At 66.8% G+C, this 25,242-nt stretch carries 22 protein-coding genes and 1 pseudogene; 8 read left to right on the forward strand and 15 right to left on the reverse strand.

Annotated elements, in window-relative coordinates:
• Positions 1–151: 151 nt before the first annotated feature.
• Positions 152–1,441, reverse strand: a complete 1,290-nt coding sequence (hisD, locus tag E6N53_RS10165; protein WP_142858979.1) for a histidinol dehydrogenase — start codon at positions 1,439–1,441, stop codon at positions 152–154.
• A gap of 75 nt (positions 1,442–1,516) precedes the next feature.
• Positions 1,517–2,017, reverse strand: coding sequence for an Lrp/AsnC family transcriptional regulator (locus E6N53_RS10170; RefSeq protein WP_142858981.1), 501 nt, complete (start codon positions 2,015–2,017; stop codon positions 1,517–1,519).
• A gap of 343 nt (positions 2,018–2,360) precedes the next feature.
• On the opposite strand from E6N53_RS10170, the gene E6N53_RS10175 reads away from it, so the two are divergent.
• Positions 2,361–3,557 (forward strand): FG-GAP repeat protein, encoded by a 1,197-nt coding sequence (locus E6N53_RS10175; RefSeq protein ID WP_142858984.1) that lies wholly within the window; start codon positions 2,361–2,363, stop codon positions 3,555–3,557.
• 114 nt (positions 3,558–3,671) lie between these two features.
• Positions 3,672–4,784 (forward strand): pyridoxal-phosphate-dependent aminotransferase family protein, encoded by a 1,113-nt coding sequence (locus E6N53_RS10180; protein ID WP_142858986.1) that lies wholly within the window; start codon positions 3,672–3,674, stop codon positions 4,782–4,784.
• A gap of 16 nt (positions 4,785–4,800) precedes the next feature.
• Here E6N53_RS10180 and E6N53_RS10185 read toward each other — a convergent pair whose 3' ends face one another.
• Complete coding sequence (locus E6N53_RS10185) at positions 4,801–6,009, reverse strand: MFS transporter (RefSeq protein ID WP_142858988.1); 1,209 nt, start codon at positions 6,007–6,009, stop codon at positions 4,801–4,803.
• Positions 6,010–6,069: 60 nt separating this feature from the next.
• Between E6N53_RS10185 and E6N53_RS10190 the strand changes: the two genes are divergently transcribed.
• Entirely contained in the window at positions 6,070–7,146 is a 1,077-nt protein-coding gene (locus E6N53_RS10190; RefSeq protein WP_142858990.1) for a TrmB family transcriptional regulator, read from the forward strand.
• A 47-nt stretch (positions 7,147–7,193) separates the two neighbouring features.
• Here the strand turns inward: E6N53_RS10190 and E6N53_RS10195 are convergent, their stop codons facing one another.
• The 7 genes and pseudogenes from E6N53_RS10195 to E6N53_RS10220 all read right to left on the reverse strand — a co-directional run bounded on the left by E6N53_RS10195 (position 7,194) and on the right by E6N53_RS10220 (position 15,699).
• Complete coding sequence (locus tag E6N53_RS10195; RefSeq protein WP_142858992.1) at positions 7,194–8,258, reverse strand: CNNM domain-containing protein; 1,065 nt, start codon at positions 8,256–8,258, stop codon at positions 7,194–7,196.
• A gap of 199 nt (positions 8,259–8,457) precedes the next feature.
• Entirely contained in the window at positions 8,458–10,602 is a 2,145-nt protein-coding gene (gene katG, locus E6N53_RS10200) for a catalase/peroxidase HPI (RefSeq protein WP_142858995.1), read from the reverse strand.
• A 319-nt stretch (positions 10,603–10,921) separates the two neighbouring features.
• Entirely contained in the window at positions 10,922–12,613 is a 1,692-nt protein-coding gene (locus E6N53_RS10205) for a Na+/H+ antiporter NhaC family protein (RefSeq protein WP_201741141.1), read from the reverse strand.
• Positions 12,614–13,140: 527 nt separating this feature from the next.
• Entirely contained in the window at positions 13,141–13,281 is a 141-nt protein-coding gene (locus tag E6N53_RS21025) for a hypothetical protein (RefSeq protein ID WP_201741115.1), read from the reverse strand.
• Between the two features lie 14 nt (positions 13,282–13,295).
• A pseudogene (locus tag E6N53_RS10210) lies at positions 13,296–13,546 on the reverse strand (type II toxin-antitoxin system HicA family toxin).
• Between the two features lie 3 nt (positions 13,547–13,549).
• Positions 13,550–13,819 carry a type II toxin-antitoxin system HicB family antitoxin gene (locus E6N53_RS10215; RefSeq protein WP_142858999.1) on the reverse strand — a complete coding sequence of 90 codons (270 nt, stop codon included), beginning with the start codon at positions 13,817–13,819 and terminating at the stop codon, positions 13,550–13,552.
• Between the two features lie 482 nt (positions 13,820–14,301).
• On the reverse strand, positions 14,302–15,699 hold the full coding sequence (locus E6N53_RS10220; RefSeq protein WP_142859001.1) for an NAD(P)/FAD-dependent oxidoreductase: 1,398 nt from the start codon (positions 15,697–15,699) through the stop codon (positions 14,302–14,304).
• A gap of 180 nt (positions 15,700–15,879) precedes the next feature.
• Between E6N53_RS10220 and E6N53_RS10225 the strand changes: the two genes are divergently transcribed.
• Together E6N53_RS10225 and E6N53_RS20715 are read left to right on the forward strand one after the other, a co-directional pair.
• A complete protein-coding gene (locus E6N53_RS10225; RefSeq protein ID WP_142859004.1) occupies positions 15,880–16,827 on the forward strand; it encodes a D-2-hydroxyacid dehydrogenase in 948 nt (315 codons plus the stop codon).
• 74 nt (positions 16,828–16,901) lie between these two features.
• A complete protein-coding gene (locus E6N53_RS20715; RefSeq protein ID WP_161596542.1) occupies positions 16,902–17,066 on the forward strand; it encodes a hypothetical protein in 165 nt (54 codons plus the stop codon).
• A gap of 33 nt (positions 17,067–17,099) precedes the next feature.
• Here the strand turns inward: E6N53_RS20715 and E6N53_RS10230 are convergent, their stop codons facing one another.
• Positions 17,100–17,822 carry a fumarylacetoacetate hydrolase family protein gene (locus E6N53_RS10230; protein WP_142859006.1) on the reverse strand — a complete coding sequence of 241 codons (723 nt, stop codon included), beginning with the start codon at positions 17,820–17,822 and terminating at the stop codon, positions 17,100–17,102.
• A 114-nt stretch (positions 17,823–17,936) separates the two neighbouring features.
• Between E6N53_RS10230 and E6N53_RS10235 the strand changes: the two genes are divergently transcribed.
• Positions 17,937–18,857: an HpcH/HpaI aldolase/citrate lyase family protein gene (locus tag E6N53_RS10235; protein ID WP_142859008.1), complete on the forward strand. Its 921-nt coding sequence runs from the start codon at positions 17,937–17,939 to the stop codon at positions 18,855–18,857.
• A gap of 158 nt (positions 18,858–19,015) precedes the next feature.
• Here E6N53_RS10235 and E6N53_RS10240 read toward each other — a convergent pair whose 3' ends face one another.
• On the reverse strand, positions 19,016–19,381 hold the full coding sequence (locus E6N53_RS10240) for a VOC family protein (protein ID WP_142859010.1): 366 nt from the start codon (positions 19,379–19,381) through the stop codon (positions 19,016–19,018).
• 83 nt (positions 19,382–19,464) lie between these two features.
• Positions 19,465–19,671: a hypothetical protein gene (locus E6N53_RS10245; RefSeq protein ID WP_136590251.1), complete on the reverse strand. Its 207-nt coding sequence runs from the start codon at positions 19,669–19,671 to the stop codon at positions 19,465–19,467.
• 122 nt (positions 19,672–19,793) lie between these two features.
• Here E6N53_RS10245 and E6N53_RS10250 point away from each other — a divergent pair, with 122 nt between their 5' ends.
• Together E6N53_RS10250 and E6N53_RS10255 are read left to right on the forward strand one after the other, a co-directional pair.
• Positions 19,794–22,877, forward strand: coding sequence for an FAD-binding and (Fe-S)-binding domain-containing protein (locus E6N53_RS10250; protein WP_142859011.1), 3,084 nt, complete (start codon positions 19,794–19,796; stop codon positions 22,875–22,877).
• 1 nt (position 22,878) lies between these two features.
• The gene (locus tag E6N53_RS10255; RefSeq protein WP_201741116.1) at positions 22,879–23,178 is read left to right on the forward strand and encodes a cyclophilin-like family protein; all 300 of its coding nucleotides are present in this window, start codon (positions 22,879–22,881) and stop codon (positions 23,176–23,178) included.
• A gap of 93 nt (positions 23,179–23,271) precedes the next feature.
• Here E6N53_RS10255 and E6N53_RS10260 read toward each other — a convergent pair whose 3' ends face one another.
• Together E6N53_RS10260 and asd are read right to left on the reverse strand one after the other, a co-directional pair.
• Complete coding sequence (locus tag E6N53_RS10260) at positions 23,272–23,892, reverse strand: rhomboid family intramembrane serine protease (RefSeq protein WP_142859013.1); 621 nt, start codon at positions 23,890–23,892, stop codon at positions 23,272–23,274.
• Positions 23,893–23,954: 62 nt separating this feature from the next.
• Entirely contained in the window at positions 23,955–24,989 is a 1,035-nt protein-coding gene (gene asd / locus E6N53_RS10265) for an aspartate-semialdehyde dehydrogenase (RefSeq protein WP_136590255.1), read from the reverse strand.
• Positions 24,990–25,242: the final 253 nt, after the last annotated feature.

The following is a 25,242-nucleotide window of genomic DNA, read 5'->3' on the forward strand; positions in this document are numbered from 1 at the left end:
AACGTTGACGCAGGGCCCCGCCTGCCCCCGGAGACGGCCGCCAGCGGGCGACCGCAATGGCGTCGAACGCGCGGCCACGCCGACCCGGCGACGGCTCCGAATTCCGAGTCCCGAGTCGCTGTCGCGGTCGGTGACGACGGCGTGGCGACGGTCAGTCGTCCACGTCGAACCGCACGCGAACGCTCTCGGCGTGCGCCTCTAACCCCTCGGCCGCCGCGAGCGTCGTGATGGTGTTCGAGAGCCCTGCCAACCCGTCGCGCGACAGGCGCTGGACCGTCGACGACCGGAGGAACGTGTCGACCGAGAGGCCGCCGTGGAGACGCGCACCGCCGCTCGTCGGCAGGACGTGGTTCGTTCCCGAGGCGTAGTCGCCCGCCGCGACGGGGGTGTACGGGCCGAGGAAGACGCTCCCCGCGTTCGAGATTCTGTCGAGGAGGGCCTCGTCGTCGTCGGCCTGAATCGACAGGTGCTCGGCGGCGTACTCCTCGGCGAAGAGGACGGCTTCGGGCATCGACCGCGCGAGGAACACGCCGGAGGCGTCGCTCTCGAGGGCGTCCTTCGCGACGTCGGCGCGCTCGCGACCGGGGAGTTGCTCCGTCACCGCCTCGACGACCGCCTCGGCCACCGATTCGGAGTCGGTGACGCAGACGACCGAGGCGTTCGGGTCGTGTTCGGCCTGTGCGACCAGGTCCGCGGCGGCGTACGCGGGGTGAGCGGTGTCGTCGGCGAGGACGAGGACCTCCGAGGGGCCGGCGAGGAAATCGATCTCCACCTCGCCGCGCACCTCGGCTTTCGCCGCCGTCACCCACCGGTTTCCGGGGCCGACGACCTTCTGCACGCGGTTGACCGTGTCGGTCCCGTACGCGAGCGCGGCGACGGCCTGTGCGCCGCCGATGGAGTACACCCGGTCGGCACCGGCCTCGTGGATGGCCGCGAGCGTGACCGGGTTCAGTTCGTCGGCGGGCGGCGTGGCGACCGCGACGTGGTCGACGCCGGCGACGACGGCGGGCACGACGCCCATGATGGCGCTGGACGGGTACGCCGCAGCGCCGCCAGGGACGTAGACACCGACGCGTTCGATGGGGCGGAACCGCCGGCCGAGTTCGCGGCCCTCCTCCTCGACTCGCCAGTCCTCGGGGACCTGCCGCTCGTGGAACGAGCGGACGTTGTCGATGGCTGTTCGAATCGCCGTCAACACGTCGTCGTCGACCTCGTCGACGGCGCGTTCGGCCTGGTCCGTCACGTCGATGTTACCGACTTCGACGCCGTCGAACTCGCGTGAGAAGTCCCGGACGGCCACGTCGCCCTCGTCGCGGACACGCGCCGTGATGTCGCGGACGTCGCTCCGGATTTCGGTGACGCCGGCGTCGCGTTCGAACAGCGCCTCCCGCTCCGTCGGGCGGAGGTCGCCGACGGCGCGAACGTCGAGATCAAGGTCCATATCCGGAGTTGCGGCGGCGACAGAAAAGACGTTCCGACTCGGCGGCCGTTCCGACGGCCAGAGCGGGCCGCGGTCTCAGTCGCTCGTCTCGGCCGAGTGGGTGGACTCGTGGTCGTCAGACGCGAAGCCGTCGAACGGCGTCGAACTGTCGCCGCGGATGAGCTCTTCCTCGCCGATAGTCAGCCCCAGTTCGACGAGTCGGCGGGCCGCCGTGGTCAACTCCTCGGCGTCCGCGGCGACGACGGTGACGACGACGTTCTCGGTCCCGGTGGCGATCTCGCGGACGTCGACGACGCCGGGGACCGCGAGCGCCCCGGCCGCGAGCGACTCACGCTCCGGAATCGGGGCCGTACAGATGAGGTGCATGTAGAGCGGGTAGCCGGCGCGCTCGTAGTCGACGGCGGCGTGGTAGCCCGTGATGATGCCCTCGGATTCGAGCCGCTGGATGCGCTTTCGGACGGTCGACGCCGAGACGTCCATCCGCTCTGCGATTTCGCCGGACGACGTGTGCCGGGCGTCGCGCTGGAGGGCACCGAGGATGGCCCGGTCCAGGTCGTCGAGTCCCTCGAGAGTCATATCCGTCCTACGAACGGCCTCGCGCATGAACGTTGTCGTTGCAGGGCTGCCGCAGGAGGCGGACAACGTGGACGGCACAGCCGCCCACGGGCCGTCGGTTCGGCGGTTCGACCGCTCACGGGTCGGTGTGCCGGCCCAGTCCGATACGGATACGAGTGTGAGAGCACTGCAGAGACGGTCGCACAGACACCGGCGACGACCGCCCCGAACCGTTCCGATACGGACACGTTAACGTTCAATCGTTCCTGAATCGGCAGCTCATAACCAATATGTCGCCCAGATAACTTGATTCGGAGATGACGCCCAGTCAGACTAGGCGAACAGCCCCTGGAGGTGCCGTACCGTGACCACCCGGAGTCGGCAGGCGACCGTGCTCGTCGTGTCGGCGCTCGTCGTCAGTGCGATCGTGAGTGTCGGCGTCGGTGCGGCGGTCGTCGACGCCGGCGTCGTCGCCGACGGCAACCTCGACCGGGGCAACAACGACGGCCAGATCGGCCTCTGTCAGTGGGTCGCAGTCGAGGAACTGGTCGTCCCGGTCGACCCCGCACAGAACGGGTTCAACGTCGAGTTCGGCCGGTCGGTCGCGGTCGACGGTGAGACCGGGGTCGTCGGCACCCCCGGCTTCGCCGGCGTCACCGACGCGGTGTACGTCTACGACCTCTCGACCTCGCCCACACAGCTCCGGACGACGCTCACTCCCACTGACGGCGCGCCGAACGACGGCTACGGCGTGTCCGTCGCGGTGTCCGGCGACACCGTCGTCGTCGGGGCGTCGGCGCACGACGCCGTGGGTGACGACGCCGGGACGGTGTACGTCTCCGACCTGACGGACCCGACGGCGGAGACGAAGCTCACGGCGTTCGACGGCGAAGCCGGCGACCGGTTCGGTGCGGCAGTCGCGCTCGACGGGGACACGCTGGTCGTCGGCGCACCCGGCGACGATGACGGCACGGGAGCGGTCTACCGCTACGACCTCACCCAGTCCCCGCCGACGGCGGCGAAACTCACGGCGTCGGACGGTGAGGTCGGTGACCGGTTCGGGTCCTCGGTCGCCATCGCCGGCCAGACCGTCCTCGTCGGTGCCCCGAGTGCGGGTGCGAGCGGGGCGGCGTACGTCACCGACCTGACGAACCCGACGGCGGAGACGACGCTCGTCGTCGCCGACGTCGTCGAGTCCGGTCTGGTCGGCGCTGCGGTCGCGCTCTCGGACGGGACCGCGCTCGTCGGCGCACCCGGCGACGGCTCCGTCCACGTCTTCGACCTGACGGCACAGCCGACGGCGGCAGCCGAGGTGCTGACCGACGGGACCGGGTTCGGTGGGGCGGTGGCCGGCTCGGGTGAGACGGCCGTCGTCGGCTCGTCGGGCGCCGTGGCCATCTACGACCTCGGCTCGGCCCACCCGACGGTCCCCGTTGCCGAGGCGACCGGCGTGAACGAGCCGCTGTTCGGAACGTTCGGCGCAGCCGTCGCCGTAGACGGGGAGACGGCGCTGGTCGGGACGGCCGGACGGACGGTGTCGGTCTACCGCTGCGTCGACTGACCGGCGCGTGGTGGCGTCTGTCCTCTCGCAGTCGGGCGACGTCGCCACGTCGCCTACGGAATCAAAAGTACCATGCCACCCCACCACCCAGAGGACCGTACTCAGGTGGTTTCCGTGACAGAGAAACGCGAATACACAGGCGACTATCCGAACAAGAAACTGTACATCCCCGGCCCGACGGGAGTCCGTGACGACGTCATCGAGGCGATGTGTGAACCGATGTTCGGCCACCGCATGGACCGGATGACGGACCTCTACACGACCATCGTCGAGGACACGAAGACGTTCCTCGGCACCGACAACGACGTCATCGTCCTCACGGCGTCGGGGACGGAGTTCTGGGAGGCCGCGACGTTGAACCTCGTCGACGAGAACATGCTCGTGACGACCTGCGGCAGCTTCTCGGAGCGCTTCGCCAACGTGGCCGACCGCCTCGGGAAGAACGTCGACCGACTCGAGTACGAGTGGGGTAACGCGGTCAAACCCGAAGACGTGCGCGCGGCGCTCGAAGAGAGCGACACCCACTACGACGTCGTCGGCTGCGTGATGAACGAGAGTTCGACGGGGGTGCGAAACCCCATCGAGGAGATCGGCGACGTCGTCGCCGACTACCCGGACACGTACTTCGTCGTCGACGCCGTCTCGTCGCTCGGCGGCGACTACGTCGACATCGACGCCCACGGCATCGACGTCATCTTCGCCTCGTCGCAGAAGGCGTTCGCGATGCCGCCGGGCCTGGCCATCTGCGTCGTGAGCGACGAGGCGTACGAGCGGGAACTCGACAAGGAGTCGGCGTCGTGGTACGGCGGGTTCCAGCGCTGTCTCGACTACTACGACCGGAAGGGCCAGACCCACTCGACGCCGGCGATTCCCATCATGCTCGCGTACCGCAAACAGATGAAACACATGCTGGAGGAGGGTCACGAGGGGCGGAGCGAGCGCCACCGCGAGATGGCCGAGTACACCCGCGACTGGGCGTCCGAGCACTTCGAGATGTTCCCCGAGGAGGGGTACGAGTCACAGACGGTGGCCTGCATCGAGAACACCCAGGGAATCGACGTGGCCGCGACCATCGACGAGGTGTCCGAGCGGTACGACATGGTGTTCTCGAACGGCTACGGGTCGACTCTCGGCGAGAAGACGTTCCGCATCGGCCACATGGGCGAACACGACGTCGAGTCCATCGAGGCACTGACCGACGCGATCGAGGACGTCGCCGGCCTGTAATCGGTGTCGGCCGCGCTCACGCGGCCCGCTGTGACTGCGGTGTGACGCGCCCGATTCGAACCCAGGCGACGGCGGTGACGACCACGATACCGACGAGCGGGACGAACAGCAGTCGCATCGCCACGGCGATACCCGCGTCCCCGATGACGAACCCCATCGCCGCGGGGACGCCGGCGATGCCGCAGGAGGAGACGACCAGTCCGATGGCGTTGACCGGCGCGCTGTGTTCGGGCGTGCGCTCGGTGGCGTACGCCAACAGCGTCGGGTAGAGCCCCGACAGGGTGAGACCGATGCCGAACACGCCGACGAGGAGGCCGACGCCCGAGGCGACGACGAACGTGTAGACGGCCGAAATCAAGCAGAGTCCGCCCAGCCCGAAGGCGAGCGGGACCGACCCGAACCGCTCCGAGAGCGACCCGGCGACGAACCGCCCGGGGATGTACGCGGCGAGGAGGACGCTCAGAGAGACGGTCACCAGTGACTCGGGGAGCCGTCCCTCGGCGTACGTCGTGAGCCACGTGAACAGGCCCCCCTCGACGCCGGTGGTGAACAGGATTCCCGCGGCCATCACCAAGACGGCGGGTTTGCGGGCGATTCGACGCAGGCCCGCGAGGGTGAGGGGGTCGTCCCCGCCGTCGACGGACGGACTCGGGAGGGACCAGACGAGTGCGACGACCGGGAGAAACGACGCGCCGAGCACGTAGTACGCGAGGCGCCAGTCGCCGACCCAGAGCGCGGCGGTCACCGCGAGCGGCCCGAGCGTCGCGCCGACGGCCCACATCATGTCGTAGTAGCCGAACAGCCGTCCGCGGCGGTGCGGGTACAGGTGGCTCAACAGCGGCCGGTCGCTGCCGCGGCCGATGCCCGCGAAGGCCCCGCGGAGGACCAGCATGACGAGGAAGACGCCGAACGTGGGGACCAGTCCCATCGCGAAGACGCCGAGCCCGGTCCCGACGACACCGACCAGCAAGAGCGTGCGCGTGTCGAAGCGTCCGGCGACCGCGCCGACGGCGGCGACGAGGACGAGGAACCCGACCGTCCCCGCGGGTGCGACCAGCCCGAGTTGCCACTGCGGTGTCCCGAAGCTCTCGCGCAGCACGGGGACGAGCGCGCCCTGGACCTGCAACGTCGCGCCCTCGAGCGCGACGAACGCGAACACCGCCAGCGTCCACCAGCGACGGCTGTCGGACGCCGGCCGAGTTTCCCCGTCGGTGACCGTCTCCATGTGTCGACCACGGCGCACCCTCGGAAAAATATTTTGTAGATAGTCACACAATATTCTCTCATGTCTGCGGATTCGCTCCGTGACCATCTCGTGTCCTTCGGCCTCTCCGAGAAGGCGGCGGCGGCGTACCTCGCCGTGCTCCAGTCGGGGGAGGCGACGACGGGCGACGTGTCCCGGGCCGCCGGAATCTCTCAGGGGTACGTCTACGAACTCGCGACCGAACTGGCCGAGCGCGGCCTCGTCACCGTCGACGAGACGGCGAGTCCGACCCGGTTGCGGGCGCGCCCGCCAGCGGACGCGCTCGGGATGTTCTCCGAGCGACTCGACCGGATGAGCGAGGACATCGAGCGCCTCTACCGCCGCGCGGAGTCGAGCGAACCGGCCGTCGAAATCGTCCACTCCCGGACGACGGTCCGCAAGCGCATCGCTCGAGCGGTCGACAGCGCGCAGAGCGAGGTGGTGTCGACCATCCCGGCGACGGAGTTCTCCCACCTTCGCGAGGCGCTCGCCGACGCCCGCGAGCGCGGGGTCGCGGTGTACCTCCAGCTCGTCGCGCCCCTCGGTAACGCGTCGACCCCCGTCGACTGGGACGGGTACGGAACCGTCGTCAAGACGTGGGACGCGACGCCACCGGTGACCGTGGTGGCCGACGAGCGAACCGGCGTGATGGGCGCACACGGCGTCCTCTCGGGCCGCCACGGCTCCGCGTACGCGCTCGCGTTCTCACAGCGGGACATCGCGGGGGCCTTCTTCGGCAACGCGATCAGCAACTTCTGGCCGATGGGTAAGGTGCAGCACGTCACCGCGCCCGACCCGCTCCCGGCGACGTACGACCACGTCCGAACCGCGGTGACACACGCCGCGCTCCACCGTGCCGACGGCCGGTCACTCCTCGCCGACGTCACCGTCCGAGCCGTCGGAAGCGAGGAGACGACGACGTACGAACGCGTGCCCGTCGTCGACGTCCGGCAGAACCTCGTCGGCGAGTCGACGAACGCGTTCCCCATCGAGAACAGCCTGGTGTTCGACACCCCGGACGGACAGATCGCCGCGGGTGGCAACGACGGAAGCCTCCAGCCGTTCTACGAGGGCTACGCGGCGGTTTCGGTGACCCTGTACGACGGGGGGACCGCCTGAGGGTCGCCGCCGGAGCCCCGACCGTTCGCGCACCGTCTCGGACGCGGTCACTCCGCCGCTCGCTGGTCGAGTGGGTCTTCGAGTTCGCCCATGACGGCTTCGAGGGCGTCCGTCGCCGTGAGGAGGCCGACGATGTTCCCGTCCTCGATGACGAGCGCGAGTTCCTGGTCTTCCGCCTGGAACTGGTCGAACGCGTCGCTGACGTTCGTCCCGGCCGCGAGCGTCATCGGCGGGGCGGCGATTTCGGCGAACGACAGGACCCCCGACTTCAGCTCCTCGAAGTGCGCGATGATCGAAGGAGCGTACACGATGCCGTGGAAGTCGGTGAGTTCCTCACCGACGAGCGGGAAGCGCGTGTGCGGCGTGTGCTGAATCCGGTCGAAGTTCTCCGCCGGAGACGCCGTCGTCGAGAGGGCGACGACGTCGTCGACCGAGACCATGAGTTCGCGAATCGGGCGTTCGTCCACGTCGAGCGCGCTGAGCACTTCGTCGCGGCGCTCTTCGGGGAGTTCGCCCTCCTCGAGGAGCGAGTGGACGCGGTTTCGGAGCTGAGCCCGTGATTCGAGCACCTCCTCTTCGGTCTCGAGCCAGGCACCGGTCATCTCGACGCCGATCAGTTTGAGCGTCCCCTTGGCGACCCAGTCACCGAGTGTGATGAGCGGCGAGATGAGCCAGTTGAACCAGTAGAGCGGACCGGCCCCGTATCGACAGACCTGCCGCGAGCGTTCGACGCCCAGATACGTCGGCGTCTGCTCGCCGTGGGTGAGATGCAGGAGGTTGATGATGCCGAACGCGACGAGTGCTCCGGCCCCGACCGACGCCAGGGGGGTGTTGGCGAAGTACGGCTCGAACAGGGCAGCCAGGGCGGGTTCGGCGACGATACCGACCGCGATACTGGACGCGGTGATGCCGACCTGACACGTCGTCAGGTAGATCTCCAGGTTCTGTGTCATCTCCCAGGCCCGTTCCAGAGCGGTGTTGCCGTCGATGAACTCCGATTTGCCGAACTGCCGGGCGCGGGTCAGTGCGAACTCGATCGCGACGAAGAACCCGTTGGTGAGGATGAGCGCGAGACCAGCGACCAGGCGGAGGCTGAGTTCCAGCGGGGTCATCGTGCCCTGTTTTCCGAGCCCCCAATAAATAAGCAGGGAAACATGATTGGAGGCCCACAGGAGCCGAACCGACACTCGCCGTGGCGGTCCACCTCCGAACCGTCACGACGCGTCCGTACGCCGCGCGCCCGAACCAGAGCCCGTGACTACACACCAACCCGGTGTCGCCACCCACCGGCTCCGACCGGGCCGCGGGCGCTCACTCGAGGTCGAAACGGTCCGCGGTCATGACTTTGTGCCAGGCGTCGACGAAGTCCTGCACGAACGTTTCCTCGCCGTCTTCGGCGCCGTAAACTTCAGCGATGGCCCGAAGCCGCGAGTTCGAGCCGAAGATGAGGTCGTAGCGGGTCGCCTCCCAGACCTGCTCGCCCGTCTCGCGGTTGTAGCCCTCGTAGACGTGTTCCTCGTCGGCTTCCGCCCACTCGTAGTCCATGCTGAGCAGGTTGTCGAAGAAGTCGGTGGTCAACACGCCAGGTTCGTCGGTGAGCACGCCCAGGTCGGTGTCCTGGTAGGTGGCGCCGAGCTGACGCAGCCCGCCGACCAGCACCGTCATCTCTGTGGGCGTCAGGTCAAGCAGGTCGGCCTTGTCGACCAGTTGTGCTTCGGGCTTGCGGTCGGTGTTCTCGAACGCCTCGCCCAGATAGTTCCGGAAGCCGTCGGCCTCGGGTTTCAGCGCCTCGAAGGACTCCTCGTCGGTCCACTCGTCCTCGGCGTCGACACGGCCCGGTTCGAAGGGCACCTCGATGTCGTGCCCGGCTTCGGCTGCGGCCTGCTCGATTGCCGCGTTCCCACCCAGGACGACGAGGTCAGCGAGCGAGACAGCCGTGCCGTCCGACCGCGACTCGTTGAATTCTGCCTGGACATCTTCGAGCGTCGAGAGCACCGTCTGTAGCTGGTCGGGCTCGTTAGCTTCCCAGCTGCGCTGTGGCTCGAGCCGGATACGGGCGCCGTTTGCGCCGCCGCGTTTGTCGCTGTCACGGTAGGTCGAAGCCGATGCCCACGCGGTCTTGACGAGCTGTTGGGTCGTCAGGTCCGTCTCGAGGATGTCCTCTTTGAGCTGTTCGGCGTCCGCATCGTCGATCGGTGCGAACTCACGGTCCGGCAGCGGGTCCTGCCAGATCATCGTCTCCTCGGGTACTTCGGGGCCGAGGAACCGCTCGGGCGGGCCCATGTCGCGGTGGATGAGCTTGTACCAGGCCCGCGCGAAGGCGTCTAGGAACTCCATCGGGTCGTCTTGGAACTCCTCGATAACCGCTCGGTAGTCGTCGTCTTTTTTGAGCGCGATGTCCGTCGTCAACATCATCGGCGTCTGCGTGTCGTCGGGGTCGTGGGCGGCCGGCGCGTCCTCGACTTCGTCATCGTGTATCGGCGTCCACTGCCACGCACCGCCGGGGCCTTTCTCGACCTCCCACTCGTTGTCAAGCAGCGTGTTGACGTAGGACATGTCCCACATCGTCGGCGTGGAGTTCCAGGGGCCTTCGATGCCGCTGGTGATGGTGTCGTCGCCTTTCCCGGAGCCGTAGTCGCTCTCCCAGCCGAGGCCCATGTTCTCGATGGGCGCGTCCGCGGGCTCGGGACCGACGTACTCGTCTGGGTCGTCCGCGCCGTGGACCTTCCCGAACGTGTGGCCGCCGGCGATGAGTGCGGCCGTTTCCTTGTCGTTCATCGCCATGCGGTCGAAGGACTGCCGGATGCGCTCGGCCGACCACTCGGGGTCCGGTTGCCCTTCCGGCCCCTCGGGGTTGACGTAGATGAGCCCCATCACGGTCGCACCGAGGTGGTCCTCGAGTTCGTCGTCCTCGTCGAAGCGGTCCCACGACTCCATCTCCTGTTCAGGACCCCAGTCAGCGCCCCCGTCGGGCTGGAACGCGTCCGTGCGCCCACCGGCGAAGCCGAAGGTTTCGAATCCCATCGATTCCATGGCGACGTTGCCAGCCAGCACGATGAGGTCAGCCCACGAGAGTTGCTTGCCGTACTTCTGTTTGATCGGCCACAGCAGGCGGCGGGCCTTGTCGAGGTTGGCGTTGTCGGGCCAGCTACCGATTGGCTCGAACCGCTGTGTCCCGCCCGAAGCACCGCCACGGCCGTCGGTCGTCCGATAGGTCCCGGCGCTGTGCCAAGCCATCCGGATAAATAGCGGGCCGTAGTGGCCGTAGTCGGCTGGCCACCATTCCTGGGAGTCGGCCATCAGGTCCTCGAGGTCCTCTTTCACAGCCTCCAGGTCGAGGTCCTGGAACTCCGCTGCGTAATCGAAGTCCTCACCGAGTGGGTACGGTTGTGCGTTCTGGTCGAGTGCGCTCAGGTCCAGTAGGTCGGGCCACCAATCTTGATTTGGCTTACTCATAGCCGTGGGTTGATGCCTTTCCCTGTTAAAATTGTCTCTCTCGGAAGGAATGTTCGCGGTAGACGAAAGAATTTATCCGTTTCGTGTGCTCTCTCGCGCGTGGCGGACAGCGAGAGATTTGTGAACCCCCGCCGGGACAGGGGTCACGACCAGCACGGCGTCGGCCTCCTCGGAGCGGTGACGCCGCGCGTTGTGCCGCGCTACCACGACGAGAGCAGCGCTCGTGTCGCACCCATCGCTACCCAACCCGGAATCGACTGCCCGGGACCCTCCCGGAGGACGGCTGTGCGGTAGCGTCCGGCGCGTCTCTGACGACCGGTCACCCGCCGAGCATCGCGAACACGAACACGAGCGCCAGGTATCCGGTGACGACGACGACGGCCGCGACGGGCACCGGTGCTAGGTGCGAGTAACTACTGATGCGTTCGTCGGCGGTGCCGTTCTCGACGCGTTCGATGTCGACCTCGCCGGACTGAATCGCTTCGGCCTCGGGCATCACCTCGGGGAGTCCCTTCCGCCGGGCGTCGAGTTTGTTGAGCGCGAGGACCGCGGCGGCAGTCAGCACGAACGCGAGCGGGAGGGCGACGAACGGGGTCCGCAGGCCGAGCCCGTAGAGGACGAGTACGACGACAGTGACTCCGGCGGCCGTCGCGGCGAACGGAATCTGCGTACTGACGTGGTCGATGTGGTCCGAGCCGGCGAAGATAGATGACATGACTGTCGTGTCGCTAATCGGCGAACTGTGGTCGCCCCAGATAGCACCGCCGAACAACATCGCCACGACGACGGGGAGGACCGAGGGGCCGACGAGTTCCAGGCTCAGCGGAATCGCCAGCGGCGTCAATATCGCCATCGTTCCCCAGGACGTGCCCGTCGTGAACGCGACGAACATCGCCGCGACGAAGACGATGAGCGGGAGGAAGCCACCGGGCACGCCGCTTCCGACCATCACGTCCACGATGTACTGGGCGGTTCCGACGTTCTCGGCCGCGAGGCCGATGGCCCACGCGAGGACGATAATCGCGAGGGCGATGACCATCGTCTTGAACCCGTCGATGATCGTCTCGCTGGCCTCTTCGAGGTCCATGGTGCGGTAAGCGAGCGAACCGACGAACCCGGTGAGCATGAACGCGAACGCGCCGTACAGCAGACCGAGCGCGACGTCGGTCTCCTGGAACGCTGTCGCGATATCGACGCCGGGCTCGTAGCCGCCCCCGAGATACCACATCGAGACGAGGCCGGTGACGAGTAAGACGAGAATCGGCGCGAAGAAGTTCACCAGCGAGGGGTTCTTCTCGCTCGGCTCGCCCACGTCGGCGGAGACATCCGACAGCGGTGTCGCGTCGTCTTTGATCGTTGCACCCGTCGAACGCGCGCGCCACTCGGCGTCGAGCATCGGGCCGAAGAACCGCTGCGTGATGGAGATGAACCCGACCATGAAGAAGGCCATGAAACAGTAGATGTTCCACGGGATGGACTGGAGGAACAGTCCGAACGCGGTCACGCCGAGTTCCTGGGCCGTTACGCGGGTCGCCTCGAACCCGGCGATGATCATCGACACCTGAAATCCGATCCAGTTCGACACCGGCCCGAACGTCGTCACTGGCGACGTCGTCGAGTCGAGCGCGTAGGCGTGCATCTCTCTGGACGAGCGGTTCTCCTGGGAGAGCTCTCTCGTCGCGTTCCCCGTCACGACGGTGCTCGTGTACGAATCGAAGAAGATGAACACGCCGATGAGCCAGGTGAGTATCTGTGATTCTCGCGCGGTGCTGACCCGGTCGCCGATCGCCCGTTCGAGGGCCAGTATCCCGCCGGACCGATAGATGAAGGCGGCACCAGCACCCATGAAGAGGATGAGAATGATGAACTTGGTGTCGAACGGCGAACGAACCACCTCGACGAGCCAGTCCATCGTCAGTGCCGTCGCTCCGACGGGGTTCCATTCGGCGACGAGCAGTGCACCCACCCAGACACCGGCGAACAGCGACACCAGCACCTGACGCGTCGTCATCGCCAGCACGATCGCCAGGACCGGCGGCGCGAGCGCCAGGACACCGAAGTGCTCGGCCATGCGAACTGGTGACACGGGCGGCGCTGAAAAATCTTGTCAATTCATCGACTACTCCCGACGAAACTCCTCCGCGCCGGTTCGGAGCGTTTTCACGCGGTGTGTCTTCGTCAAGGTCGTGGCCCTCCTAGAGGCGTCGCTGGGCGACGAGAGCGTGTGCGTCCGGAACACTGGCCACCGGACAGACGAGTACGAGACCAGAGCCGGATGGCGGCGGTAGCGTGTACCCAGTCGCACGTTCTGCTCGACAGCACGGCACCGTCGGTGAAGGTGGACGACGACACGACGTCCCGACTCGAACGGTTACAGGCCGATATCCGGTCGAGGACAGGGAACCGCGTCACTGAGACGGTGGCTGCTGCTCGTGATACGGATGTGTCGCCCGGAACACTACCGGCCGGGTTTCTACTAGTAGGCTCGGTGGACGTAAAATATTGAAGAATCAGTAGGGAACAGCCAACCAACGGTCTCTACTCGTTTTCGAGAGCGTCGTAGATGTCGCGGTGTTCGTCTCGGTCTGTCTTGGCGACTCGTCGCACCAGTTCTCGACGAATATCAGCCATCACGTCGTCGAGCGGTGTCCGTTCGCCGGTGTGGGTCTCGAATGTCATCCTACCCATCCTGATTAGGCGTGGCGATCGATCCACTCACAGAACGCGTCGAAGTCGTTGGCCCCGACACTGTCGGCGATGCCACGTAGTGTTCCCGTCCGAAGTTCGTCGTGTAACGGAACTGTGACTCGGCGTCGGTCGCTTTCGTTCGTCGGGTGTTCGTAGTACAGTTGCGCGTGGTCCCCAGCCGTCCGTCGCCACTCGAAGCCCCGACGTTGACCAGCACCTTCACCACTTCCATGCCGGAGAACGTCCGTCTGCCCATCGATTAGTCGAGCACGTCCGGTGGGTCCCGGTCACCAGTCCTGTTGTTGGTCGGGTCGATGCCCAACTCTTGAAGTTCCTCGTCCGTCGGTTCTCTCCCGATCTCGTCGTTGTGGAGCGCAACCGCCTCGTCGAGGTTTTCTAGTGCGACCGTTCTGGACTGGCCTTGCGTCGTGACTCCGGTTTCGACGTGTTTGGCGATCCACCAGTCGTCCTCGCGCCACAGACGAATCTCGTCCGTGTGATTCGCTCCGTCTCTGGTCGAACTGGCCATTCTAGCTACGGATAGCGCAACACGTCGAATAAGCGTTTGGTCGGTGGCTATCTGAACGTCGCACATCGGGGGTGTTTATTCGGCTGTATCGGGTACGTGGGCGGGGAGTTGCTTCGCCGCCAGAGTAAACGCAGGTAATCAGAATCCAGTAGGAAGAGCGGTTACTACCAAAGAACCGGACTCATCGGTAGATCGCAACTGAATCGATGTATATTATTCACAAATGTTTCTAACAGCATACTCGAAATGTACGCCCGGAACACTAACGACCGGTCTCATCCCTGGGCTGCGTGCCGTGTCGACCGGGAAACCCTCGTGCCAGGCGGCCCGCGTTCGGTCGGATGACCTGGAGGGGCGGTCCATCTGTCCCACACCGGGGTTCTCCGCGCGTCATCGCGTCCTCGTGGACGTGCTCGGGCGGGGACTGCGGTGTGTGTCGGAGAGAAGGGGCGAACGCGTAAACCGATTACGCCCCCGTCGCGTCAGCCCGAGCGGTACTCGTCCTCGCGAATCTGGACGTACTTACCGTTTCGGAACTTGAACTTGCGTTTCTTGTACGTGCCGACGAGCCTCGCCGCACTCACGCCCGCGCTCATCTTCGAGACGCTCAGCGAGCGGTACCCTCCCTCATCCGTCTGGAGTTTCCGTGCCGTCTTGAACGCCCAGTCCCAGTCGTCGGGTCCGTACTCGTGGACGATGTCGGCCATCGCCACGTTGCGGAGAATCTCGTCGTTGATCGCGTCCTTCCACGCCCGGTTGTACGACGAGAGGTCACCCTCGCCGGCGAGTCGCCCCGCGATTGCGCCCGTTCGGACGGCGACGTGGTCGCCGCCTTCGTGGAACGCCGAGGTCGACCCCATCGCTCCGCCGACCACGGCGATGTCCGACGCGACGGGCGAGTCGATGGGCCGCGTGGACGAGATGGGGTACGTCTCGGTTCCCTTCGTCTTGCCTCTGTCCGCCACGAGGGGGAAGTCCTCCTCGATGTCGTACTCGTCACCGTACTCCTGTTCGAGGAGTCTGCGGATGTACTCTCGGCCCTGTGGAATCCGCTCGTCTTCAGGTGTGAGCAGTTCGTACTTCTCGCGGTCTTTCACCTGGTCGATGTCGAGGCCGATGGGCATGGTCAACCCCACGCGGCAGACGTTGTCGTCGTTCGGGAAGACCCACGGATACGCCGTGTGGCCCGGCATGTACCCCCACCAGAACTTGATGGCTCCCGAGACCTCTTCGTACACCTCCTCGGGGAACTCGCGGTGTTCCTGATACGCGATGTGGTTCGCCTTCGTCGACGCGAGGCGGTCGGTGATGTCGAAGTCGACGAGACGGTCCAGCACCTTGTTGGTGACCGTCCGCTGGGGGCCGTCGGCGAGGACGAGGAAGTCCGCACCGACGGTCGTGCCGTCCGCGGTCGTGACCAGGTGCGTCGGGTCGTCCGCACCGCCGCTCGCGTCGAGGGGGGTCTCGACGTCGCGAACGGAGACACCGACGCGGTACTCGGCACCTTTCGACTCGGCACGGTCGCGGAGGAAGTCGTCGAAGCGTGCCCGATTGAAGCAGTAGCCGAAGTGGTCGTACGACGATTCGATACCCGTCGAACGCATCGTGACCGACTCGTTCGGCCCGATGAACTCCGCCCGGTCGAGGTGGTGGAGGAGCACCCCGTCGGGGAACTCGTCGGGATGGATCCCCATGATGTCGACCCAGTAGTCGAGGATGCCCGCGGCGTCTGTCGAATCCGGCCCCAGTCTGTCGGGGCGGTCGGCCCGCGGCACCCCCTTCTCCAACACGAGTGCCGACGCGCCGGTCTTCGCGGCGGCGTGTGCCGCCGACGAACCGGCCGGACCCCCGCCGACGATGACCACGTCCACGCGTTCCATACTCATGTCGGTCGGGTTGGCGGTATTAAATCCCATTCTTTGCCGGTGGTGAGAGTAGCCTGCATCTCCGTCCGACCTGTTCGTCCCGTGCCGCGGCCGACGGCGTTGCTCGCGACCACCGAAGACGGCGACCCCGGCCGCTTCGAACGGACTCATGGTCGTCGCACGGCATCCCCGTGTATGAGCGACACACCACCGGACGTCGCGGTCCTGCGGCAGAAGGTCCACGGGATGCCCGCCAGCGAGTACGCCGCCGCGCTCCGCGAACGACTCCCCGACCACGAGGTCGTCCTCACACGGACCCCCGACGAGGAGCGCGAGGCGTTCGCCGCTCGTGTCGTGACGGGCCACCGCGTCGACCCCGAACGGCTCGACGCCGGGATGACCGTGTTCGCCTGCACCTGGGCCGGAACCGACCACCTGCCGACTGACGCGCTCGCCGACGCGGGGGTCACGGTGACGAACGCCGCGGGCGTCCACGGGCCGAATGTCGCCGAGCACGCGGTCGGCGCGATGCTCGCGTTCACCCGCGGCTTCGACGTCGCGTGGCGGCGACAGCGCGAGCGTGAGTGGCGCTCCTTCCAGGCGGCAGAACTCAAGGACTCGACGGTCACCGTCGTCGGCCTCGGCGCAATCGGCGAGGCTGTCGTCGACCGACTGGCCGGGTTCGGCGTCGACACCGTCGGCGTTCGGTACACGCCCGAGAAGGGGGGGCCGACGGACGAGGTGGTCGGCTTCGACGCCGTCCACGACGCCTTCGCGGAGAGCGACTATCTCGTCCTCGCCTGCCCGCACACCGACACCACCGACCACCTCGTAGACCGCGACGCCTTCGAGACGCTTCCCGCCGAAGCCGTCGTCGTGAACGTCGCCCGCGGGCCCGTCATCGACACCGACGCGCTCGTCTGGGCGCTTCGACGGAACCACATCCGCGGTGCGGCGCTCGACGTGACCGACCCCGAACCGCTCCCCGAAGCACACCCGCTGTGGAACTTCGGCAACGTACTCATCACACCGCACAACGCCGGCCACACGCCCGATTACTACGAGCGACTCGCGGACATCGTCGCCGAGAACGTCCGACGACTCGACCGTGGTGACGACGACCTCGTCAACCGGGTCGTCTGAGCGGCCGACCGGTGTCGGCACGAACCTCATATGTCTGGTAGTACCCTTTTGAACATTCACGAAGTAGAGAGAGTATGCGGAACAGGTACGTCGTCGTGCAGACGGCCGGGGGGACCTGGCACCTCGCCACCTGTCTCTGGGCCCACGTGGGGGTGACGCGTCGTCGAGAGCGGGTCGTCTCCGACGCGGAACTCGACAGCCTCGAGAAGACCTGTGATCACTGTCTCGGACGCCCCTGACGACACCGGAGGCGCCTCTCCCCGTCGCTCAGGTCACCACTCGTCAGTGCCGACGACGTTGTTCCGGAGCGTGCCGACGCCCTCGTACGTGATCTCGACGCTGTCGCCGGGTTCGACGAGCCCCGGATTCGCCGGACTCCCGAACGCGACGACGTCGCCCGGCTGGAGGGTGAACCGCCGAGAGATGAAGGAGACGACCTCGTGTGGGCCGAACAGCATCAGTTCGGTGTTGGCCTCCTGGCGGCGCTCGCCGGCGACGTCGGTGTACATGTCGATGGCCGACGGGTCGACGTCGCTCTCGACCCACGGACCGAGCGGCCCCGACCCCCGGAACGCCTTCCGCGCCGTGCGACCCTGCTGGTCGAGCGCGTCGACGTCGTTCATCACGGTGTAGCCTCGCACGACGTCGGGGACCTCGTCGACGGCGACGTCGCGACACTCGACGTCGATGACGGCCGCGAGTTCACCCGCGTAGGTCAACTCGTCGGTGAAGGGCGGATACGCGATGGGGTCGTGGTGGCCCGAGAGCGACGCCGGAGGTTTGATGAAGAAGTCCGGTTCCTCGGGCCGTTCGTACTCCATCTGTTCCAGCGTCGCCGCGTAGTTTCGCCCGACGCAGTACAGCGCCGTCGGCTCACACGGCGGGAGGAGGCCATCCTCGTCGACCACGTACTCGACTCCGTCGCTCGTGAGCGTTCCGTCTCGGTACTCGCCCGAGACGACACCGTCGTCCGTCCGTGCCCTCGCCAGTCGCATACACGCCCATCGCGTGGTGTGCGGCGAAAGCCTGTCGCTTCCCGTGACTGGGTCGGTGAGCTCACGCAGGGTGCATGTTTTTGTCAGCCGAACACCACCCACGGACGAGAGGCAATGACAGACACGACCGACGTCACACTTCGGCGGACACAGCTAGCGACGCCCGCGAGCGACACGAAGATGATGCACTCGGCGGCCGGGAGCGACGCGGACGAGGTGTTCTTGGACCTCGAAGACTCCGTGGCACCGAACGCGAAGGCGGACGCGCGTGACCCGCTCGTCACGGCTCTGACGGAGGAGGACTGGAGCGACAAGGTCGTCTCGTTTCGGATGAACGGCCTCGACACCCGCTGGTGGTACGAAGACCTCATCCACGTCGTGAGTGAGGCTGGCGAGTACCTCGACGACATCATCGTCCCGAAGGTGAAGCGCGCGAGCGACATCCACACGGTCGAGACGCTCCTCGAACAGGTCGAGGTCAACGCCGGACTGGAGGCGGGCGGCATCGGCCTCGAACCGCAGATCGAGGACGGCATGGGGATGCACAACGTCTACGAGATCGCCCACGCCTCACCCCGACTGGACTCCGTCATCTTCGGCCCCGGCGACTACTCGGCGGCGATGGGAACGCCCGGCCTCGACATCGGCCAGTTCCCCGACTACCCCGGTCACTACTGGCACTTCGCGCTGTCGTACATCAACGCCGCGGCCAAGAGCGCGGGACTGCCCTGCATCGACGGCCCGTACGCCGACATCGAAGACGAAGCGGGCTTCCGCGAGTCGGCCTCGAACGCGAACATGATCGGCTGTGACGGCAAGTGGGCCATCCACCCCTCACAGATCGAGATCGCCAACGAGGTGTTCGCGCCCGACCCGGCGGTCGCAGAACGCGCCGAACGCATCGTCACCGCCTACGAGGAGGCGATGGCCGAGGGGAAGGGTGCGGTGAAGGTCGACGGTCAGATGGTCGACGAGGCGACGAACAAGATGGCCCAGGAGATCGTCGCCACCGCACGGGCGGCCGGTATCCTCTGACCGACAGCCGAGAGAGTCGCGGAGAGGGGGCGGACAGGCGGTACGCGGTCGGCCCGGACGCGGCGTACCGCACACCCGCGTGACGCGCCCGGTCGGTGAACCTGAAGACACCTGCGGATGGGCGCGTCATCGGTCTTGAACCCTCGGCGTGGGGTGACTCAGTCGAGCGACTCGACGAGCTCGACGACGTGTCCGTCGGGGTCTTCGAAGAAGACGACACGCGCACCCGCCTGCTCGACGTCCATCGGACCGTTGACGATGCCGTAGTGTTCGATGTGCTCCAGTTCCTCGTCGACGGAGTCGACGTCGAGCGCGAGGTGGTCCCACGCGTCGCCGACGTCGACCTCGTCGACCTTGGGGTCGTCCTTCAGTTGCAGTTCGATGCCGTTCTCGTCGACGACGTAGCGGTTCTCGGCACCCGCGAGTTCGAACGAGCGCGAGTACTCGAAGCCGAACTGCTCGTAAAAGGCCTGGCTCTCGTCGGCGTCCGTCACGTTCAGACACAGGTGGATGAACGGTGCCATGGGGCTACTCGCAGAGAGGGTGGCATAAATCCGCTCGTTGTCGCTGTTGTCGCCGGTTCTCCGCGGTGAGGGCGCCGGACTCGTTACAGTTCGGCCCCGCCGGTGACGTTGAGTCGGTCGCCGGCTCTGTGCTCGGTGATTCCGAACTCGGTCGTCGCATCACCACGAACCGTCCGGAACTCGTGTCGGTCGCCGGCTGTCGTCTCACGAACCCGGTACAGCAGGACGTACCACTGCTCGTCTTCGTCGTCGTACGCTGCTTCGAGTGGACTCCAGGTAACGGTGCTCATGCGGGAGATGCGACGCACCGCGTGATGATAAGCGTGTCAGTCAGCCAACTGAAGTGCCGGAGTGTGACACGACGAGAACCTGTTACCACAGATTTATCATGAACTACCCTAACGAATTCTCCATGGCTGTCGACGACCCGACACAGGAGCCGTCGCCGGAGACTTCGGCGGCGACACTCGGGCACGACCGTCCGGACGTCGAGGAGTATCGCGCGCTCGCGAGCGACCTGCGCGATGCCATCGACGGCGGCGTCGAGTTCGACGAGTACGCACAGGTGCTGTACGCCACCGACGGGAGTATCTACGGAGCACGCCCCGCCGGGGTGGTGTTCCCGACCGACGTCGAGGACGTCCAGCGCGCCGTCGACGTCGCGACGAGTCACGGCGTACCCGTCCTCCCTCGCGGTGCTGGCTCCTCGCTCGCGGGGCAGGCCGTCGGCCCGGGCTGTGTCGTCCTCGACCTCTCCCGACACCTCGATTCGGTCCTCGATATCGACCCCGACGCGCGACGCGCGACGGTCCAACCAGGCGTCGTGCAGGACCACTTCGACGCCGAACTCGAGCCGTACGGGCTGAAGTTCGCCCCCGACCCCGCGTCGGCGGCCCGTGCGACCGTCGGCGGCGGCATCGGCAACAACTCCACCGGGGCCCACTCAGTACGGTACGGCATCACCGACGCGTACACGGAGGAGCTGAAGGTCGTCCTCGCGGACGGTTCGCTCGTCCACACCCGTGAGGTCGTCATCGACTCCGACGAGTACGACGAAATCGTCGAACAGGGCGACCTCGAGTCACACATCTATCGCACCGTCAGGGGCGTCGTCGAGGACAACGAGGCGGAAATCGAGGCGCGGTACCCCACCTTGAAGCGCTGTGTCTCGGGCTACAACCTCCACAAGGTCGTCTACGAGAACGAGGCGGGCGAACGCTGTATCAACCTCTCGAAACTCCTCGTCGGAGCGGAGGGGACGCTGGGCGTCGTCGTCGAGGCGACGGTGAGCCTCGTCACCCGTCCCGAGGAGACGGCGCTCGTCCTCTACTGCTTCGACGACCTCGTCGACGCGATGCGGGCGGTCCCCGAGGCGCTCGACTACGGCGCCTCGGCGGTGGAGTTGATGGACGACGAGGTGTTCGACCTCGCCGCGGAGTCGACCGAGTACGCACAGTACGTCGAGCAGATTCCGGCGGGGACGAAGGCGGCGCTCATGCTGGAGTTCGACTCCGAACTCCACGGCGACTTCGAGGGGGCCATCGCCGAGACGAACGACCACTTCCTCGACGAGGGAGCCGACCTGTTGGGTGAGGTGCGCACACGAGACCACCAGACCGACGGCGGGGCGACCGCCGGGCAGGCACCGACACCCGCGGCGGCCACCGCCTTTGCGGCCATCGAGGCGTACACGCCCGAGGCGCAGGGCCGAATCTGGAAGCTCCGGAAGGCGGCGATTCCCCTCTTGATGTCGATGGAGGGTGACCCCAAACCGTACCCCTTCATCGAGGACGCCTCCGTGCCGCCCGAAGAACTCGCCGAGTACGTCCAGCAGTTCGAACGGGTGCTCGAAGAGAACGGGACGTCGGCGGCGTACTTCGCACACGCCGGCGTCGGAACGCTCCACATCAGGCCCATCCTCTCGCTCAAAGAATCCCAGGGCATCGAGACGATGCACGCCATCGCCGACGGCGTGACCGACCTCGTCCTCGAACACCACGGCGCGTTCTCGGGCGAACACGGCGACGGCCTCGCGCGGACGGAGTTCAACCCCAAGATGTACGGGGAACAGCTCTGGACGTCGTTCAAACAGGTGAAGACGGCGTTCGACCCCGACTGGCTGATGAACCCCGGGAAGGTCGTCTTCCGCGACGACGACCCGACCGACATGCGCGAGCATCTCCGCTACGGCGCGGAGTACTCGACTATCGAGCCGCAGACGGCGCTCGATTTCTCCGACGAGGGCGGCTTCTCGCATCTGGTCGAACTCTGCAACGGCTGTGGCACCTGCCGACAGACCACCTCGGACGTGATGTGTCCGACCTACCGGGCGTCGAAAGAGGAGATTCAGACCACCAGGGGCCGAGCGAACATGCTCCGGGCGGCCATCAGCGGCGACCTGCCCGAGGAGGAACTGTACTCCGACCGCTTCCAGGAGGAGGTGCTGGACCTCTGTGTGGGCTGTAAAGGGTGTAAATCCGACTGTCCCACGGGAGTCGACATGGCGAAGCTCAAGACCGAGGTGAAACACCAGTACCACCAGCGCGAGGGGTCGTCGCGGCGGGAGAAGCTGTTCGCGGACATCGACGCGTGGTCGCGGCTGGGAAGCACGCTCGCGCCCGTCTCCAACTGGGCGACGAAGCTCCCGGGCGCGCGGACGCTGATGGAGTCGCTCGTCGGCATCGCTCGCGACCGAGAACTCCCGACGTTCACCCGCGAGACGCTCGTCGACTGGTTCGAGGCGCGCGGCGGGCCACGGGTTCCGGAGGCCGACGCGGAGCACCGCGTCCTCCTCTTCCCGGACACGTACACGAACTACTCCTACCCTGAACCGGGGAAGGCTGCCGTCAGGGTACTGGAGGCCGCAGGCGTCCACGTGCAGGTCCCGACCGACCTCGAACCGTCCGGGCGGGCGTCGTACTCGAAGGGCTTCCTCGACACCGCCCGCGAGCGCGCGGCGGCGAACGTCGACCGACTCCAGCGCCGGGTCGACGAGGGCTTCGCGGTCGTGTTCGTCGAACCCTCGGACGCCGTGATGTTCCAAGACGAGTACCGGGACCTGCTCTCGGGTCCGGCGGTCGAGCGTGTCTCGGACGCCGCCTATGGGGTGTGTGAGTACCTCGACGTCCACCACCTGGACGGGGAACTAGAGACGCCCGCACCCGAGTCGATGGAGACGCTCACCTACCACGGTCACTGCAACCAGAAAGCGACGAACAAGGACCACCACGCGGTCGGCCTGCTCCGGAGAGTGGGCTACCGGGTCGACCCGCTCGACTCGGGCTGCTGTGGGATGGCTGGCTCCTTCGGCTACGAGGCCGAGCACTTCGCGCTCTCGAAAGCCATCGGGCGCATCCTCTTCGACCAGGTCGACGCGAGCGAGGGCGAGCAGGTGACCGCGCCGGGTGCATCCTGTCGGTCGCAGCTGGGCGACCGCGAGGCGGCGGCGGAGAACCCCCCGCACCCGATCGAGTTCGTCGCCCGAGCGCTCGACTGAGGTGGCGGCCCTCTCGATTACGGTCACGGACGGGGAGGAGGAAATCACCCTCGACGACGACCGGACCGACGACGCGCCCGAGACGCGAGCACCGCTCGCCGAGGCCCTCCCCGTCGCGGGCGAGGCGGCACGGTGGGGGGACGAGCTGTACGTCTCGGTCCCCGTAGCCACTGCCGCCGAGAACGCCCGCACCGTGGTCGACGTCGGCACGGTCGCGTACTGGCCGGCCGGGGAGAAACGCTGTCCTGGGGGCCGACGCCGGCATCTGAGGGAGACGAACCCAGGGCTGCCGCGCCGGTGAACGTCGTGGCACGGGTCGATGACGCGTCTGCGCTGGCGGCGGTCGAGGGCGGGGCGCGTGTCCGGGTCGAGCGGGCGTGACGGTGGCCGACCGTCACCCGCGGACGTAGAGCCCGGCGAAGCCGCCGACCACCACTCCGATGAGGTGTGCGTACTCGGCCGACCCTGCCCCGGCAGTCAGTACGAAGTCGGTGAACAGCAGCGAGACCATGCCGATGCCGCCGGCGAGGCCGACGGCGTACACCCCCGCCGACCGCGCCGCCGGTCCGTCACGAATGGTCCGGACGGCGACGAACGCGACCAGTGCGACGACGCCCGCGCTCGCCCCGACCGCGCCGCCTTCGACGCCCATCAAGAGGTAGCTCCACACCTGTGCGGCGGTGCCTGCGAGCGCGCTACTGGCGAAGAGCCAGTACCAGGTCGGCGCCGACAGGTCGGCCTCGGCGAGTGAGCCGAACACGACGAGGAAGAGCAGATTCCCGAGGAGGTGGCCGACCGACTGATGCCCGAGAGGTGCGAGGAGCCACCCCGGCGAGGGGTCCGCGCTCGCGGCGAACCAGAACGCCATCGTCGGGAAACCGAACAGCCACCAGACGAGCGACTGGACGACGAACGTCGTCGTGAGGACGCCGACGAGCGTGGTCGTCGCCGGACGCGTCGCTCGCCAGGAGGCGAATCGCGCGTGCAGGCTGGCCGCGTCCCCCGCCGACTCCATCAGGTGGGGGTCGGGACGGGACCGAGAAAAGGATTCGCCGTCGCTGGTGTCCGCCGTTCAGCTCAGACCCAGCCCTCTTCGACGAGCAGTTCGCCGTTGAGGACCGACGCGCCCGCGGCGCCGCGGACCGTGTTGTGCGCGAGGCAGTTGTACTTCACGCCGTTCGTCGTCTGTTGGATACCGCCGGCACAGACGGCCATGCCGTCCTCGCGGTCGCGGTCGAGACGCGGCTGGGGGCGCGAGGGGTCGTCGAAGACGTGGATGAGCTGGTCGGGCGCGCTGGGCAGGTCGACGCCGGGGAACTCCCGCATCGCCCGGGCGACGTCGTCGACGGACGGGTCGTCGGCGAGGTCGGCGAAGACGTTCTCGAGGTGGCCGTCGAGCGTCGGAATGCGGTTACAGGAGGCGGCGACGTCCATGCCGTGGAGTTCGAGCGCCGCACCGTCGAACGAGCCGAGGAGCTTCCGTGACTCGGTCTCCATCTTCGACTCCTCGCCGCCGATGTGCGGGAGGGCGTTGTCGATGATCTCCATCGAGGTCACGCCGGAGTAGCCCGCGCCGGAGACCGCCTGGAGCGTCGTGACGTTGACACGCTCGAGACCGAACCCGTCGAGCGCGGCCAGCGTCGGCACCATCGTGATGGTCGAACAGTTGGGGTTCTTCACGAGCGCGCCGTCCCAGCCACGCTCGTCGCGCTGAATCTCGATGAGGTCCAGGTGGCCCGGGTTGATTTCGGGGATGGTGAGGGGGACGTCTTCGGCCATCCGGTCGTTCGAGGAGTTCGACGAGACGACGTAGCCCTCCTCGAGAAAGAGCGGTTCGACCTCGGCGGCCACCGAAGAGGGGAGCGAGGAGAAGAGCAGGTCGACGTCGTCGCCGACGTCGTCCGGGTGGGTCCGGCCGACGGTCATCGACGCGATGTCGTCGGGAATCGGGGTGTTGACGCGCCACTTCGCTGCCTCACGGTACGACTTGCCCGCGGAGTCCTCGCTCGCGGTCAGCGCCGCCAGTTCGAAGGTCGGGTGGTCGTCGAGAAGCTGGATGAATCGCTGGCCGACGGCACCGGTTGCACCGAGGATTCCGACTCGTACACTCATTGGGGTGTGCTTGTGTGGCACTCACATAAGACGCTTCGGAATCGGGCCAGATATCACAATCGTTCACTCGAAACCGCCTTTCGGGGCTATTTTTGGACAAATACGTTTCGTCATCCGCGTCAGGTGCTGTCCTTCACGCTCGGCTCGGCTCGGTGAGAGAGTTGTTCACTCGCGGCCCGCGACGTCCGTCGTCAACCGTTCGTTCACGGTCGTTGACACGGGGTGAAAAACCGATAGAAACACGTGGGTCTTC

This window comes from Salinigranum halophilum (assembly GCF_007004735.1).
Lineage (GTDB): Archaea > Halobacteriota > Halobacteria > Halobacteriales > Haloferacaceae > Salinigranum > Salinigranum halophilum.

Excerpts from the sequence above, each read along its gene's own strand:
- E6N53_RS10240 (WP_142859010.1), bottom strand. The coding sequence starts at position 19,381 with ATGGCACCGTTCATCCACCTGTGTCTGAACGTGACGGACGCCGACGAG.
- E6N53_RS10205 (WP_201741141.1), bottom strand. The coding sequence starts at position 12,613 with ATGACGACGCGTCAGGTGCTGGTGTCGCTGTTCGCCGGTGTCTGGGTG.
- E6N53_RS10235 (WP_142859008.1), top strand. The coding sequence starts at position 17,937 with ATGACAGACACGACCGACGTCACACTTCGGCGGACACAGCTAGCGACG.
- E6N53_RS10250 (WP_142859011.1), top strand. The coding sequence starts at position 19,794 with ATGGCTGTCGACGACCCGACACAGGAGCCGTCGCCGGAGACTTCGGCG.
- E6N53_RS10195 (WP_142858992.1), bottom strand. The coding sequence starts at position 8,258 with ATGACCCCGCTGGAACTCAGCCTCCGCCTGGTCGCTGGTCTCGCGCTC.
- E6N53_RS20715 (WP_161596542.1), top strand. The coding sequence starts at position 16,902 with ATGCGGAACAGGTACGTCGTCGTGCAGACGGCCGGGGGGACCTGGCAC.
- E6N53_RS10185 (WP_142858988.1), bottom strand. The coding sequence starts at position 6,009 with ATGGAGACGGTCACCGACGGGGAAACTCGGCCGGCGTCCGACAGCCGT.
- katG (WP_142858995.1), bottom strand. The coding sequence starts at position 10,602 with ATGAGTAAGCCAAATCAAGATTGGTGGCCCGACCTACTGGACCTGAGC.
- E6N53_RS10225 (WP_142859004.1), top strand. The coding sequence starts at position 15,880 with ATGAGCGACACACCACCGGACGTCGCGGTCCTGCGGCAGAAGGTCCAC.
- E6N53_RS10245 (WP_136590251.1), bottom strand. The coding sequence starts at position 19,671 with ATGAGCACCGTTACCTGGAGTCCACTCGAAGCAGCGTACGACGACGAA.
- E6N53_RS10215 (WP_142858999.1), bottom strand. The coding sequence starts at position 13,819 with ATGGCCAGTTCGACCAGAGACGGAGCGAATCACACGGACGAGATTCGT.
- E6N53_RS10260 (WP_142859013.1), bottom strand. The coding sequence starts at position 23,892 with ATGGAGTCGGCGGGGGACGCGGCCAGCCTGCACGCGCGATTCGCCTCC.
- hisD (WP_142858979.1), bottom strand. The coding sequence starts at position 1,441 with ATGGACCTTGATCTCGACGTTCGCGCCGTCGGCGACCTCCGCCCGACG.
- E6N53_RS10190 (WP_142858990.1), top strand. The coding sequence starts at position 6,070 with ATGTCTGCGGATTCGCTCCGTGACCATCTCGTGTCCTTCGGCCTCTCC.
- E6N53_RS10170 (WP_142858981.1), bottom strand. The coding sequence starts at position 2,017 with ATGACTCTCGAGGGACTCGACGACCTGGACCGGGCCATCCTCGGTGCC.
- E6N53_RS10220 (WP_142859001.1), bottom strand. The coding sequence starts at position 15,699 with ATGGAACGCGTGGACGTGGTCATCGTCGGCGGGGGTCCGGCCGGTTCG.
- E6N53_RS21025 (WP_201741115.1), bottom strand. The coding sequence starts at position 13,281 with ATGACATTCGAGACCCACACCGGCGAACGGACACCGCTCGACGACGTG.
- asd (WP_136590255.1), bottom strand. The coding sequence starts at position 24,989 with ATGAGTGTACGAGTCGGAATCCTCGGTGCAACCGGTGCCGTCGGCCAG.
- E6N53_RS10230 (WP_142859006.1), bottom strand. The coding sequence starts at position 17,822 with ATGCGACTGGCGAGGGCACGGACGGACGACGGTGTCGTCTCGGGCGAG.